The organism is Kiloniella antarctica (genome assembly GCF_042682825.1).
Classification (GTDB): domain Bacteria; phylum Pseudomonadota; class Alphaproteobacteria; order Kiloniellales; family Kiloniellaceae; genus Kiloniella; species Kiloniella antarctica.
The window spans coordinates 381079-395944 of sequence record NZ_JBHUII010000004.1; the positions used below are offsets into that span (position 1 = coordinate 381079).

General features: G+C 45.5%; 13 protein-coding genes. 7 read left to right on the forward strand and 6 right to left on the reverse strand.

The genetic code is table 11. The features are described 5' to 3' along the window. Positions 1-48 precede the first annotated feature (48 nt). Positions 49-336, forward strand: a complete 288-nt coding sequence (locus tag ACFSKO_RS08770; protein WP_380250565.1) for a hypothetical protein — start codon at positions 49-51, stop codon at positions 334-336. A 193-nt stretch (positions 337-529) separates the two neighbouring features. Further along, positions 530-1459, forward strand: coding sequence for a hypothetical protein (locus ACFSKO_RS08775; protein WP_380250567.1), 930 nt, complete (start codon positions 530-532; stop codon positions 1457-1459). 81 nt (positions 1460-1540) lie between these two features. Here ACFSKO_RS08775 and ACFSKO_RS08780 read toward each other — a convergent pair whose 3' ends face one another. The 5 genes from ACFSKO_RS08780 to ACFSKO_RS08800 all read right to left on the reverse strand — a co-directional run bounded on the left by ACFSKO_RS08780 (position 1541) and on the right by ACFSKO_RS08800 (position 5761). Then, the gene (locus ACFSKO_RS08780; protein WP_380250569.1) at positions 1541-2449 is read right to left on the reverse strand and encodes an ABC transporter permease; all 909 of its coding nucleotides are present in this window, start codon (positions 2447-2449) and stop codon (positions 1541-1543) included. Next, positions 2442-3158, reverse strand: a complete 717-nt coding sequence (locus ACFSKO_RS08785) for an ABC transporter ATP-binding protein (protein ID WP_380250571.1) — start codon at positions 3156-3158, stop codon at positions 2442-2444. The genes ACFSKO_RS08780 and ACFSKO_RS08785 overlap by 8 nt, the downstream gene beginning before the upstream one ends. A gap of 200 nt (positions 3159-3358) precedes the next feature. Then, positions 3359-4372, reverse strand: a complete 1014-nt coding sequence (locus tag ACFSKO_RS08790) for an ABC transporter substrate-binding protein (RefSeq protein ID WP_380250573.1) — start codon at positions 4370-4372, stop codon at positions 3359-3361. Between the two features lie 346 nt (positions 4373-4718). Continuing rightward, on the reverse strand, positions 4719-5201 hold the full coding sequence (locus ACFSKO_RS08795) for a GNAT family N-acetyltransferase (RefSeq protein WP_380250575.1): 483 nt from the start codon (positions 5199-5201) through the stop codon (positions 4719-4721). A 185-nt stretch (positions 5202-5386) separates the two neighbouring features. Beyond that, the gene (locus ACFSKO_RS08800) at positions 5387-5761 is read right to left on the reverse strand and encodes a hypothetical protein (RefSeq protein WP_380250577.1); all 375 of its coding nucleotides are present in this window, start codon (positions 5759-5761) and stop codon (positions 5387-5389) included. Positions 5762-6121: 360 nt separating this feature from the next. Between ACFSKO_RS08800 and ACFSKO_RS08805 the strand changes: the two genes are divergently transcribed. Further along, positions 6122-7012, forward strand: coding sequence for a LysR substrate-binding domain-containing protein (locus ACFSKO_RS08805; protein WP_380250579.1), 891 nt, complete (start codon positions 6122-6124; stop codon positions 7010-7012). Positions 7013-7172: 160 nt separating this feature from the next. On the opposite strand, the gene ACFSKO_RS08810 is transcribed toward ACFSKO_RS08805, so the two are convergent. Further along, the gene (locus tag ACFSKO_RS08810) at positions 7173-7907 is read right to left on the reverse strand and encodes an alpha/beta fold hydrolase (protein ID WP_380250581.1); all 735 of its coding nucleotides are present in this window, start codon (positions 7905-7907) and stop codon (positions 7173-7175) included. Between the two features lie 713 nt (positions 7908-8620). Between ACFSKO_RS08810 and ACFSKO_RS08815 the strand changes: the two genes are divergently transcribed. The 4 genes from ACFSKO_RS08815 to ACFSKO_RS08830 all read left to right on the forward strand — a co-directional run bounded on the left by ACFSKO_RS08815 (position 8621) and on the right by ACFSKO_RS08830 (position 14861). Next, positions 8621-12193, forward strand: coding sequence for an AAA domain-containing protein (locus ACFSKO_RS08815; protein ID WP_380250583.1), 3573 nt, complete (start codon positions 8621-8623; stop codon positions 12191-12193). A 39-nt stretch (positions 12194-12232) separates the two neighbouring features. Then, positions 12233-12973, forward strand: coding sequence for an aspartate/glutamate racemase family protein (locus ACFSKO_RS08820; RefSeq protein WP_380250585.1), 741 nt, complete (start codon positions 12233-12235; stop codon positions 12971-12973). Positions 12974-13076: 103 nt separating this feature from the next. Then, entirely contained in the window at positions 13077-14189 is a 1113-nt protein-coding gene (locus ACFSKO_RS08825; RefSeq protein ID WP_380250587.1) for an aminotransferase class I/II-fold pyridoxal phosphate-dependent enzyme, read from the forward strand. 12 nt (positions 14190-14201) lie between these two features. Beyond that, complete coding sequence (locus ACFSKO_RS08830) at positions 14202-14861, forward strand: helix-turn-helix transcriptional regulator (RefSeq protein WP_380250589.1); 660 nt, start codon at positions 14202-14204, stop codon at positions 14859-14861. Positions 14862-14866 lie beyond the last annotated feature (5 nt).

Sequence of the window (14866 nt, forward strand, 5' to 3'; positions counted from 1 at the left end):
ATAAATCGGTGTTGACACGTCACAGAATTTAGCTGGGGTCAGGGTAAAATGACAATCAAGGTTGAAGTTCTCAAAACCGCAAGCGAAAAGCTCTTTGCTCATCTCGAAGAACTCGGGATCACGGAAATTCCACTGGACCATAATTACCATTGGGTTGTTGACCACGAAGAAGCCGTCAACCCAACGATCAAACCGGAACTTACCATGCTTGGGAAATTGTCGGATAATTATGAAGTCATGACCAAGCTCTCGAGCTGTACGGATGTGCCGATCAATTACCATCTGGTCTGGTTGGCTTCTTTGCTGGATTACATCGGACACAGAACCCACGAATAGGGCCTTTGATTTGGTTTGGAACTGTTCGTTTGGATAAAATATAAGTAATAAGCTAGGTCTATAGCTTTTTTCCGACAACAAAATATTGCTGTAATAATTTCCCGCTATTGTCAGAGTTTAATAAATACCCCGCGTCTTAAATCAGCGCTTTTCGCTGTGACAAGGAAAGACAGACGATAGAGTGCCACACACGATGAAGCCAAATCTGGTCGAACGCTTTTTTCTGGATGAATGTACCACAGAAATTAAGCTGTTATTGGAAATCCAAATAGACGAAATGATTTCGGGTAAAGGCCCCAAGGTCCACGAACACAGCTTCAATCTTTACGATCTGCGTCTGGATGCCATCCGTAAAAAAGTTCGTATTATTGATATTTTTGATCCCCAAGACAGCGGGCGCCTGGAAGTTGAAATGTTTCACTTTCGCGCCCAACTCAAACGGCTTTTGAATAAACCCGGTACACACACTCGCCCACAGAAAAATAAACGTAGTTCCCGGGTGCTGGATTTCATCGCCGCAAGCGCCAAAAAATTATCGTCGAAAAAGCGTACTTTTGTGGATGCTTCAGAGCTGTTGCTGCAAAACTCCTCCTCAAAAGGCGATAGTATAAAAAGCAAAATACTCAAAACGAAATCCGAGAAATATATCAAGCTACTAACAGATCCTGCCTTGCCCAAAAGAATGCGCTCACTCGGGCTGATGGACACCGGGGACAAGGCCACTCTGTTGCTCGAAGAGAACCTCCCGCCCAAATTCGATCAAAGTTATGGTCAAGAAGATCAATCTACAGATCTACTTCCCGCCCGTTATTCCGTGATCTTTCACAAGCACTTGTGTTATCGGCGCACCGACGAAGGCAATCGCCTGCGTATGCTCACCACTATGGACCCCGCCACTCTGGTTTCCTCTGGCTACGGATTGTTTGAAGTTCAGTATTCCGAATTTTTCAAATGGTTCGATAAGGAAAGTTATAACCGTTACGAGAGACGCGCGCCTTTTCATTATTGTTGTATCACCACACACGAAGTGTACGACATTCTCTGTTACCAAGCTCCAGAGATCGTCGCCATGCCATCGTCGGATCTCGTTTTAGAGAGCATTTCCCTATGGGATTTATTTTAACCAACAAATTGGATTTAATAAGAGACTGTTTTTCCAAACAAAAACACGAAACCATAAAAAAACTTATTGCGATCAGCCGCTTCACACCCGCCAACGGAGTAACCGTCGCTCCACGAAACCGATTGCCGTGTTCACCACAACACCCAAAATTGAAAGAATTGCAACGCCTGTAAATAATCGTTCGAGATCATAAAGCGATCCAGCTTCTAGAATATAGGCGCCAATACCGTATTCTGCACCCAACATTTCTGCGGCCACCAGCAAGATAATGGCGATGGCAAGCGCTATTCGCAATCCCGATAGAATACCCGCCATGGCTCCCGGCAAGACTATTTTGCGGACGATGGAAAACCACGACAGGTTAAAGCTCTGCCCCATACGGATCAGGGTGCGATCAACGTTATCGACTGCGCCGTAAGTCGCAACGACCATGGGGGTAAAGGTGCCAAAGGCAATGAGGGCATATTTTGATGTTTCATCGATGCCAAACCAGATCACAAACAAAGGCAACAAAGCAATTTTGGGCACCGGGAAAAGCGCCGCGATAAAGGGAACCAACCCGGCGCGGACATAGGAAAACAAGCCAATCGCGATGCCCAGACTAACGCCGATAGTGACCCCGATGATCGATCCGATGACAAACCGCAACAGGCTGGGCACAAGGTGTGTCCACAGCAAACCAGAAGTGTAGAGCTCTACGAAGTTTTTAAAGACATCAGAAGGCTTGGGGATTGTCAGGTTTGAGATAAAACCCGTCTGCGTGCCAATTTCCAATAAAACGATCAATACAAAGAAAACTAAAAACCCCATCCAGGGTCGGGATACCGGAGCAAAACCACCACCTCGAAAGGGGATCGTTATCCCCTGCTCAGACGAGACTGGTCCCGGGGAGACTGGTCCCGGGGAGACTGGTCCCGGTGACACTGGCCCCGGAGAGGTTAGCTTTTCTTGCGCATTTCGGAGAATTTCTTTGTCCAGGCTCTTAGGCATGTATCAGCTCCGCATCGGCGGCTTTTGCTTCATCGCGCATCATGTTCCACAACAGGGTCTGCTGCTTTTCAAGATCAAGGTCCGCATGGCGACGCTCTGCCAAGGGTTTATCAATGGTAATCACATCCCTGATCTGTCCCGGACGACGCGACAGCACAACAATGGTATGGCCAAGGCGGACGGCCTCGGTCAAATTATGGGTCACATAAACAGCGGTAAAAGGCTTGCGGGTCCAGAGCGAAACAATGTCGTCCATCAAAAGCTCTCGGGTTTGGCTATCCAACGCCGAGAGAGGCTCGTCCATCAACATCACAGCGGGATTTACAGCCAACGCACGTGCAATGGCAACACGCTGTTTCATGCCCCCTGAAATCTGTTTTGGGAAAACCTTGGCAAAATCACTGAGCTTACAGCGATCAAGCACATCAGTTATAATTTCCTCTACCCGTTTGTCGCTCAGAGAATGATCTTCAAGTACGAGCGAGATATTCCCGGCGACCGTCCGCCATGGCAAAAGTGCAAAGTCCTGAAACACGTATGTCAGGGGATTAAGACATCCTTTGGGCGCTTCACCTACCTGCAGAATTTCACCCGCAGTAGGCTGTTCAAGCCCTCCGATTAAGCGCAACAACGTCGATTTCCCACAACCAGACGGCCCCACGATACATACGATTTGACCTGATGTAATGTTCAAATTTATATCGCGCAAGACCTCCCTGTCGCCATAGGAGTGCTTAATATTGTTTAATCGAATGTCCATGGGTTGAGCTTATGTCACTTAAAGAAAAAGATCGAAAAAGAAAATACACATAGGAAATGCCGGAACGCACGTCACATTCCGGTACCTTATAACCTATACACTTTCTGAGACGGTTTGGTTCTCATTTCAGAGTGTTTCTACAAAACTGGTCAGAGTGTTTTTACAAAACTAGTGTCTAGCAACGTATTGAGCAAAATATCGCCTTTCACAAGACCTTCTGATTTAAACCAGTTGAGCTGTTGTTCAATCGATTGAACATTCAAGGCAGCCCCAGGATTAAGACGCATCGACCCGTTGATAATGGATTTTGCAGCCTTTTCGCGTGGTTTGTCTGCATAGACATATTTATGGATCAAATCGACCATTTCTTCCCGGCCCGCATCACCAAGAGTACCATCAACCATTGCCGCATTGTAATCAGCAATTCCCTTGGCATAGGCCGCAATGAAATCTTGAACCATCTGCTTTTCATCTGCCGCGTTCTTGGCAGAGGTAAAAGCTGTTGTTACCTGATAATTCGGCAAATAATCAGACACACTACCAATAATATGTACGGCACCTGATCCAGCGAGAGGCTTGGCGATATGGGGAACAATAGACCATGCATCAATCTGCCCGGTTTTCAATGCCCCGATGATAGCGCCGACTTTTTGCAGCGGTTTGAATTTGAGCGCAACGCCTTCTTTTGCTGCAATTTGTGACCCCATATAATGGAATGAAGATCCCGCCGTTGTCATGCCAAAGGTTTTGCCATCCAACTTATCCGGGGACGTCACACCAGCTTTGAAAGCCGCATCCGAGACCAGAATTTTCTGTCCATCAATACCGTTTTCTTCAGAAAGAACCCCGCCAATAACCTTGACCGCACCTTTTTCAGCAAGAGAGATCAAGCCACCAGAAATAGCGGTAACACCAAAATCTACATCACCAGATGCAATCGCAACGGCCATCGGTGTTGCAGCTTGAAAAAACTTCAGCTCAACATCCAGGCCCATCTCCTTGAAATACCCGCGTTCTAGGGCAATGAAACTTGCAGAATGGCTGGTAAAGCGTAAAGCTCCGACCGTGATTTTGCGATTTTGTGAAAAAGCTGGCTTCGCCAAAGTCGCAGTAGCAAGAGTACCGCCCATCAATGTGAGCGCTTCGCGCCGACTAAGTTTCATCGTTTTACCCCGTGAATTTTAAAATTAATATAAGAACAGACTTACTTCAGAGGATGGTGTTGGAATTAGAAATAAGCTCTTGGAATGGCTGATAGAAATAATATCGGGGAATTGTGCCTAATATTGCCCTCTTGGTCAATATTTCGATATTGAATTGGCACAAACCAGAGTTACCGGAACATCTAAAGACAGACCCTCGTTTTTTGCGTCCCAAAAAGTATGAAAACCTTGTATCGCACATCGAAAAGGGAACAATAGCCTCTCCCTTACCCCAGCACCTAGCCCAGATAAGACATAAAGATCAGATAAAGCGGGACGATTATATATCAACCCGGTATTGAGCGTACTATGGGCGACGCCAAACCAACTCAATCTCATCATCTAGACGACGCCCAGTGGCCTTAAACCCCATACTTTGATAAAGCGGCAACGCGTTTAGGGGGGCTTTATCCATCGTCGTTAATGAAACTCCCTTTTGGCCAATCAACTGCGCATAGCTTTGAGCAAACCTGATCGCGGATTGTCCGTATCCTTTTCGACGATGGTGCTGGTCAATCATTAAGCGCCAAACGTAAAGACAATCACCCTGAAAGTGTTTATTTTCATCATTTTGATCCATGAGCCGCGGATCAATGAACGATATCAAACCTGCAGGATTTTTGCCGGAAAAAAGGCCGTACGTGACGCTCTCGCTCATAAAAGCGGCCTCGGCGATCCACTTTGCATTGGATGTAATCAGATGGGCTTCATCATCGGGAACTTTTAGCGACAGAAGAGACCCCATAATCTCAGGAGAAAGCATAAGGAATTGGAGTTGTTCTGATTGCATGTTGTCTCGTCCTTTACTTTCGTATTTTCAAGTACTTCAATATTTTCAAGGGCTGCCTGAGCCAGTGAATTAGCTGTAATACTTGAAACTTTTTTTTGCAAGAGAGATCAAATAACAGTGGCATCAAAATTACCGGACACATAAAGTTTATTTATTATCGATTTTTTTAAAGAACCATACTCGACTTAATGTCTTTTGGCTCTGCTCTTTAGCCCGGTTTCAATATGCGGCCAGCGCGACAGGAAAACCATTTCACATTCAAAACAATGAATACAAAAAAACGACAGCCCGTCTTTATGATCTAGACAATTCATCCCGACAATATCCCATGGCAGATTTTTGTTTTCTACCCCCGTAAAGACATCAAAATTTTGCATCCGGACATCGGAAAAGGTGGCAACGATCTCTTCGTTCTGATCCAAATCTAGACCCTGATAAGGCATAACTCTCAGTGAAAGTCTGCCATTTTCCAAAACAAAGCCCTTCAGGCAAGCATGCGCATTATGCCCGGTTAGAATATCCGCAAACTCCTTGTCACGATCAAAACCCTTAAATGCCATTTCCGATCACACCCATTCAGGATAAGTACGCCCGCTCCAACAGTGTCTTTCGCATTATATCCCAACAATCTTAAAGCACTGTCTACGCGGTTCAGAAGGTTTTCCAGATCAGGAATACCCACTCTATCTATCCCGTCTCTCACATCTGCGTTTAGTAGCAGAGTGTTTTTCACCCTCATAGTTATGGGCGTGGCCATAACAAAAGGTTATCAGCGAAATCGTATCCCACAACAGTTCAACCATTCTTTTGATCATTAGTTCAATCACTTCTCGCTCCATCATAATTCCCTTATTAAGGGCAGGCTTGCGCAAGACTGACAAACGAGTTATGCAGGTGATTAGAATAACCTGAGGTTATGCATGAAGAGAGACCGACTTCCCTTAACCGCGCTTCGTTCTTTCGAGGCTGCGGGCCGACATGAGAGCTTCACCCTTGCCGCGCAAGAGCTGTTTGTCTCTCAGGCGGCCATCAGCCGACAGGTCCGCGATCTTGAACACCAGATCGGCAATAAGCTGTTTGCCCGCAGCCATCGGCGGGTCCAACTCACCCAGGCGGGCGCACAGCTGTTATCGGTACTGAGTACTTCTTTTGATACCATAGATAACTGTCTAAGTGAGTTAAGCAACTCGACAGCCTCAACGGTCCTGACCCTCAGTGTTGAACCGTCTTTTCTTTCGGGATGGTTACTCCCTCACCTAAAGGATTTCAGAGAACTTTACCCCTCAATTGACTTTGCTTTTGATTCAGATATGCGTGTAATCGACTTTCGTATCTCAGAAGCACAACTCGCCATCCGCTTTGGTACAGACCCCAAAATCTGGCCCGCATGTGAGAGCAAACATTTACTCGACATAGAAGTGCTCCCGGTCATCGCTGCCGATCATATTGATCCAGAGAAGCCCCTTAATACGCCGAGAGATTTATTGCGCTATACTCTCCTGCATGAAGACGACAGAACGGACTGGAAGAATTGGTTCGCCGCTCAAGGCATCACCGACAATAACATTGAAAGAGGCCCGATCTACGACAATGCAGCATTGATTTTTCAAGAGATATTGGAGGGCCACGGCATTGGTTTTTGCGATAAAAGATTTATCATAAATCAGCTCCAATCCGGACAATTAGTCATCCCGTTTGATGCCCCCTTTTATCAGGGATCATACTGGCTCGTCGCCCGGAACTTCTCAAAACTCCCCAAACACGCCACCACCTTTATCGACTGGTTCCTACCGAGGGTTCAAAGCTTTTAATAATGAGGCATTACTCATATACTAGATTTCCATTAAGGTTTTTAGAATGACGATAAGCTCCATTTCGGAGAATCTCCCTCCTATATCCGCAGGAATACACCCCAATTGTCACCCTCAGTTTGAATAAAACCCAACATAATCAAAAGACAAAGCCTGCTTTTCACACGCAGTTGCCACGGATGATCGCGCCAAAACTTTCCGGGTTTTCTGCCATCATCAGGTGGCCGGTATCGGGAATGTCCTGGTTGCTGCTGGCGTTATCGACCGCCCAATCTGGCACGTCCCAACCTTGGCGGGAGTTTGCGCCCGCAAGCAGGTGGTAAGGCATATCCGATGCCATCAATTTGCGGATACTTTCCAGATATTCCGGCTTTCCGGTGGCTTCCACCACGGCGCGGGCTTGGGCCTTTATGGTCGTGGCGGGTTGGTTGTCGAGCCAGCTGCGGGCCAGCGATTGGGTCCAGTCATTAAGCGCGACACCAGCGCCAGAGATCCAGCAATCGGGATCAGATTGATAGCCCTCAATTGTACGCTCGACCTCACCGATATCCTGTTCGGCGACCTGTGCGGACCAAAAGGCATCCTTGAGCGTAAAGTTGCCCTCAACAGATGTCAGCGTCGCCACAAGCTCAGGGTATTTGGCCGCCAAAAGAACCGACACCGCGCCGCCCACTGAATGCCCGACAAGGTTCACAGGCTCCAGATTGATATCGCGAATAAAACCCGCAACATGGTCGGCTTGCTCCATCAGGTTCAGGCCCGCCATCGGAGAGTTCCGATACACCCCATAGCCCAAAAGATCCGGCGCAAAAATGTTCTGATCAGCGATAGCGTTTAAAATACGCGGGTCGTTTAAATGACCAAAAAGGCCATGAACCAGAACAATCGGTCTCATCAATTCTCTTTCTTGCGTTCTTACGCTTATTTTTATACGTACTCGCGCTTTAAAGTGTGGCGGTTAGCAACGATACCAAAATACTAAGCTCTCTATTTACTTAACGCCAGACATGCTGCCAAGCCAACAAAAATCGGGCCGAGTAGTCCGTCGATATAGCCCCATATCGGTAGGTCATTTTGATCCCTTTCATTATTTCACAGAAGACACTCCCCAGCTTACTAAAAATCAAAGAAAAGCCAATATTTACCAGTAATGCAAAACAACTAAGTGACAGGGTTTGTATGCTTAAGCCTTCTGAGTTACGGGTAAACTAGGGCATAGAAAGGTTGAAATATCAAAATATTGGCATTAAGAAAATTACAGAGCACACCCTTGGACATCAAATCAAGCGCACCGACCATTTTTACCCCCATAGGTAACGGCAGACATTGCCTGCGTCACTTGCGGGGGCCGAAAGCCACCAGTAAAGATTGATGCCACCAACTAGAAAGTTTCAAGCGAGACCCGCGGTAGAAAAATAAACCGTAATCAAAACCAAATTAGAGCCCGGTGAAATCACCGACAAGAAAATCATCGCAAAATAAAATTAATAGAATATCAACTATAACTAGTTATCCACTAACTATTGATTTTCAGATACATACTCTAAATTATTAAGGTACAATCAATTGACTTTTAAAAATAATATACTGCCGTACTGGCGCGCAAGTATGGCAGATAGCCTTTTGAAGGGACTTGGTGATAAGGCCGCACTTCATGAAATTAAATGGCAAGACATTCGTGCTGGTAAAATTGATCCTATATTTGCAAAAAAGCTCATTATTGATTTTTCAAAGGCCTTTCCTAATCAGATACGAGATGGGCAAGAAGACACTGCCCCCGTTCTAATTGCTCCACTTACATTTATCCCACTACATAACAATGGATACTCCTCACGGTCAGCGAACACACCATACGCCCCTATAATAATTCCAGCTACTGTATCAAAATCAGGGACTATTAGTCCCAATTCGAAGAGCATCCCTTGGGTTGTCAGAGAAGCACTTGAACCCTCTGAGGCTAAAATACCATCAATTGGATTATTGTCAGACTTTGACAAATTTAGATCTACAAATCTAAAGCCACGTGAAAATACGTGGGAAGAACTACTCAATTACACAGAAAAAATGTGCCAATCTATTTTGGGCATGGCTATAGAGGCAGCCGAAACAGACGAATTCAGTCGCGGTCCCTCTGTTATTCAAGCAGGCAACATTCCTTTCTCTGCATCTACACATATTATCAAGCTCACAGATTATTTGATAAAAAATGATCAATCTTTTGGGGCTCTCTCCGGCCTATTCCAGACAACTAACAGAAAGCCAACCCTGCTCCCAAAAGACCAATTATTCCATAGCCAACAACATATTGGACAAATGGAAGGGCATTATCCTCTCTCTGCAATGCAACGAGAATCTCTACACCACCTGACGTCATGTAAAGAAGGAGATTTGCTCGCGGTCAACGGACCTCCTGGAACAGGAAAAACAGCCCTAATCCAAAGTGTTATCGCCAACCTCTTCGTCAATTCAGCCTTGGAAGAAACGGATCCACCGATTATTTTTGCCGTATCATCTAACAATCAGGCTGTAACAAACATTATCGACAGTTTTGGCATTGGCTCCAACATGCAAACATCAGGCATATCAAAGTTGAAAAGCCGATGGATTCCAAACTTGTACTCCTATGGCCTCTATCTACCATCCAAAGATAAAAAGGTAGATAATAATAAATATCAAACGGCCTATATGCCCAACTTTGGAAAACCAATATCCGGATTTCCAGCTACTCTTCTAAATGATGAAAGCCTTGATCAAGCAGAAATATTTTTTCTGGAACAAGCCCGTATTACATTTGCAAAGGATGTAATTGAAAGTGTTGAAGATGTACGAGGCATCTTAAACCATCAATTAAAATCATGCGTTGAGGAGATAAGAAACGTACTTAAAGCAGCCATACAGGTTTGTGCATTCAGGGAAAAGTATAACGGCAGCACACTATTTTCTGTCCAAAACTCCCTCGAAAAAAAACAGGATGAACTGAATGAACTTCAAAAATTCGAGCATAACAAATTAAAAGATAAACTCCTGATTATAAATCAGCACAAAGAAACAATTTCAAAATTTGAAAACCTTTGTGATCAAGCTTTATCTGAACTGGTACCAACAGGTTTTTTTGAAATACTCTTTAACTGGATTCCTGTAATAAAAGGGAAAAAATGGGACCGGTGTCGAGACGTTTTCAAAAAAGGAGGATTTAAACAAGGTATTGTAAACTTACTTGTTATTCCCAAAATAAATGATGTTCGTGATTTTTTAAACAATCATCTTACCGAGCTAACCAAGCACCTTTCCCAATTAGAAGAAGAGTACAAAGTTGAAGAGAGTGCTTCTGAAACTTATGTTAAAACCAAACAGATACATCTCAGCGAAAAAATAGGCCACGCCAAAGCATGGAGACATGCTGAAGAAGATTGGAATATACGTACAGAGGCTCTTATACAATCCTCAGCAAAAGATCATCCATCCATATTAAATTATAGCTTGGAAGATCTTCAAAAAAGCCCTCATCTTTGTAATCATTTTCTTGATATATCATTCCGACATAAGGCTTTTTTACTCGCAACGCATTATTGGGAGGCACGTTGGCTGATTGAGGCCAGAAATTTATTTCAAAATGCAAAAGATCCTTTAAAGAAATTATCTGGAAAATCGAAAGAACAAACAGAGGAGCGATTCAAGCTTCTGGCATCATTAACCCCTTGTTTTGTTTCAACACTATACATGCTTCCACAACACTTAACATTCTATAATCCTAAAAGTGATGAGTTTCAGAATTCTCCTCTTATCAATTTTGCGGATTTATTGATAATCGATGAAGCTGGTCAGGTTCTACCTGAAATCGGAGGGCCAGTATTGGCATTAGGAAAAAAGGCTTTAATTGTCGGAGACATTCATCAGATTGAGCCCATCAGGAATATCGAAAAAAGTGTAGATCATGGCAATATCAAACGTTGCAACCTAGAGCCGTATGAGGCCGAATTAAATGAAAGCGGCTTACTCGCAAAAAATGGTAGCTTAATGAAAATTGCTCGCAAGTTTTCTGCATATAAACGTGAAGATGAAGAAGGTATGTTTCTCTCTGAGCATAGACGTTGTCAGACAGAAATTATTTCTGTTTCAAACGACTTAATCTACGACGGGCGTCTCATACCTAAAACCCCTCCCCTAAAGAACCCTCTTTTTCCTACATTAGGTTGGGCAAATATACGCTCTTCATCCCGAATAAAAGGAGGGAGCAAATATAATCCCGGTGAAGCGGGAGAAATTTTAGATTGGCTTGGACGGCATCAGCGAGAAATAGAGCAACATTACAACAAACCGATACAAGAAATAGTTGGAATAATTACGCCCTATGGCGCTCAAAAATGGGAACTAAAAAAAGCGTTACAAAAATCAGCTCTCCCCAAAAGCCTAACGGTAGGAACAGTCCATGCTCTTCAAGGAGCGGAAAGAAATATTATTATTTTTTCGCCAACTTCTTCACTTGAAGATGAGAAATCACCTTTTTTTGATTTAGCTCCCAATATGTTAAATGTTGCAATCTCTCGAGCAAAAGATTCTTTTTTAACTTTTGGGGATATGCGTCTTTTCGACTCTACACAAAAAAATAAGCCTTCAAGTATTCTTGCTAAGCATTTGTTTCGTTCTGCATGCGGAGAAATTTTTGATGTATCAAGCCGCCCTGTATTCCAAGCATTAGAAAGCGGAAGCAATACGCGTCGCTTGGAAACTCTAAAAGATCATCAAAATGTATTAGATGAAGCCCTTCAAACCGCGAGAAAAGAAGTATTAATTATCTCCCCCTACATTAGAGAATTCGCAATCAGAAAAGATAATATTACCTCGATGATAGGAAGAGCTTTAACCAGAGGAGTAAAAGTTACTGTTGCCTACGACTTAGGAGAACACAAAAAGAAAGAAGCGTTAAATGGTATCAACCTCGTCAAAGAAACTCAGTGTGAAATATTTCCAGTCAGACGTGTTCACAACAAGACATTAGTCGTTGATAATAAATGGATTGTTGAAGGCTCCTTTAACTGGCTATCCGCGGTTCGGGATTTAAACAATCAATATTCAAATCAAGAACGATCGCTCAGATATGAAGGCCCAAAGGCTCACGAGTATTGCTTGGAAGCTTGGAATGAAGTAGCCAAACATAAATATACACCTCAAAATAAATAGTATTTTTCCATGTTTATCCTAAATAACCCCTCGAATATCATGTCCAAACGCACTGTGCCCCAGCACACCCCCTCAAAACATATCGGCATCGTAGGATGCTCGGCGGAGGGGGCGTCGCTTTGTTATCGGACTATTTGTGCGGAAGGTGCGGCGCTGCTTGGTCCCCATGCCCATCCGGAGATTTCCATGCATACGCCTTCGCTGGCGGATTATGTACGGTGTCTGGATGCCGGTGATATTGAGGGCGTGGATATCGAGGGCATTGGCGATCTGATGCTGGCTTCGGCGGAAAAGCTCGCGCGCTGTGGCGCGGACTTTTTGATCTGTCCGGATAACACCATCCATCAGGCCTTTGATTATGTAGTAGAACGCTCTCCCCTGCCGTGGCTTCACATCGCAGAAGTGGTCGCGCAAGAGGTCCAGAATCGCGGCTATAAAAAACTCGGCCTGACCGGAACTAAGTGGTTGCTCGAAAGCGATGTTTACCCGCAAAAGCTCAAAGAACGCGGCCTTGAGTACCTGCGCCCGGAACCCAACGTGCGCCGCGAAATCAACCGCATTATCATGGACGAGCTGGTCATGGGACTTTTTAAGCCTAAGAGCACGGCCTATTTCCAACAAATCATTGACCGACTGAGACAAGCCGGGTGTGACGCAGTAATTCTCGGCTGCACCGAAATCCCCTTGATCATCAACGATGATAACTCTTCCCTGCCAACTCTTGATTCCACCCGCCTTCTTGCACGGGCGGCGTTAGGCCGGGCAGTGAAAATTGAGTAACAAACATATTTTACAATAAATTCTATTTTAGACTTTATTTTACAATCTATACCTTTATGCTGGCATCAACTTTTGAAAATGTTGTTCAGGATACAGGTGCCTCATGAAATTCCAGGAATTCACGCTAGAGCGCATTCAGTCGCTTTATGAAAACACGGTCGAGCATAACCTTTCAGACAGTGGCGTCCATCCCTATACCCTGCGTGAACTCCTGAACCCGGAGCAACTCTCAAGCCTGCTGGATGTGGAGCTTGGGTATGGCTGGACCAATGGCGGGACAGAGTTGCGCCAGTCGGTGGCGAACCTCTATAAAAACCGCACCCCTGATGATGTTATCATTACCAACGGGTCGGCCGAGGCCAACTTTCTGTTGGTGATGTCGGTGCTAAACCCCGGCGATGATCTGATTGTGTTTGTGCCGAACTATTTGCAAATGTGGGGCTGGGCCAAGGCTTTGGGTGTGAATGTGGTCGAAGTACAGTTACGCGAAGAACTTGGCTGGCTTCCTGATATGGATGAGCTGCACGCCGCCATTACCCCGCGCACCAAGATGATCACCATCTGTCATCCCAACAACCCGACAGGCAGCCTGCTCGACGAAGCCGCGATGACGGAGCTTGTGGATATCGCACGCGCGCACGATCTTTATCTGCATGCGGATGAAGTTTATCGCGGTTCAGAACTGGATGGTCACGAAACCGCCACCTTTGCCGACCTCTATGACAAAGCCATCGTCACAGCAGGACTTTCCAAAGCTCTCGCGTTGCCGGGTTTGCGCATTGGTTGGTTGGTTGGCCCCGCGGATGTCATCTACACCTGCTGGCAGGCCAAAGATTATACGTCAATCACCACCAGCGCCATCAGCGAGTACGTGGCCAACATCGTGATCCAACCAGAAAAACGCGCCGAAGTCCTGAACCGTAGCCGCACGCTTTTAAACGCTAATGTGGATCTGCTTTCTGGCTGGTTAAAAGAAAACAATCAATACAGCTGTCACCTTCCCAAGGCGGGTGGTATGGCCTTTATGCGTTATGCCATGCCGATTAATTCCACCAAGTTGATCCACGAAATCCGTGAAAAACGCAGCATCATGTTGTTGCCGGGCGATGTTTATGGCCTCGATGGGTATATTCGTATTGGCATCGGTGCCCCGATTGAACATTTACGGGTCGGGCTGAAAGAGCTATCCGATTACACCAAAAACAACTTTGCTTAATCAGGCGATCTTATGGTGGCGAACATTAACCCCAACCAAAAAACAAATATGAAACCCGGCCTCAGAAATTACGCAGAGATCGCCAACGCCATCTCTGCGTTGTTCCGGCCCTATATCGAGGTCGTGTTACACGACCTTGAAACCGAACAGGTGGTTCATATTGCCAATAATTTCTCCAAGCGGGAGTTGGGCGAACCGTCGCTGCTGCACGAGATTGACTTCAATCCCAACGACCGCATTATCGGCCCCTATGAAAAAATCAACTGGGATGGAAAACAGCTTAAATCCATCTCCGTTGTGATCCGTGATGACACAGATCGCCCCACCGGAATCATGTGCCTGAACGCCGATGTCTCTCACTTTCATATCGCCAAACAGGCCTTCGACGCCCTGATCGCAGTGCCGGACACCGGCGAAAAACCAGAAGCCTTGTTCAAGGAAGACTGGCATGAGCGTATCAACGAGTTCGTCAATGCCTGGGTGATCGAAAAGGGCGTCATCATCCAGCAACTGACCGGACCTCAACGCAAAGAGTTGGTTTTTGCCCTCGAAGACAACGGCGCTTTTAGCGGCAAAAACTCCACCGCCTACGCCTCCCGCGTCCTCGGCCTCAGCCGCGCCACGATCTACAACTACCTCAAGCAAAAGAAGCAGCAGGCGCGGCCAGAATAATCATA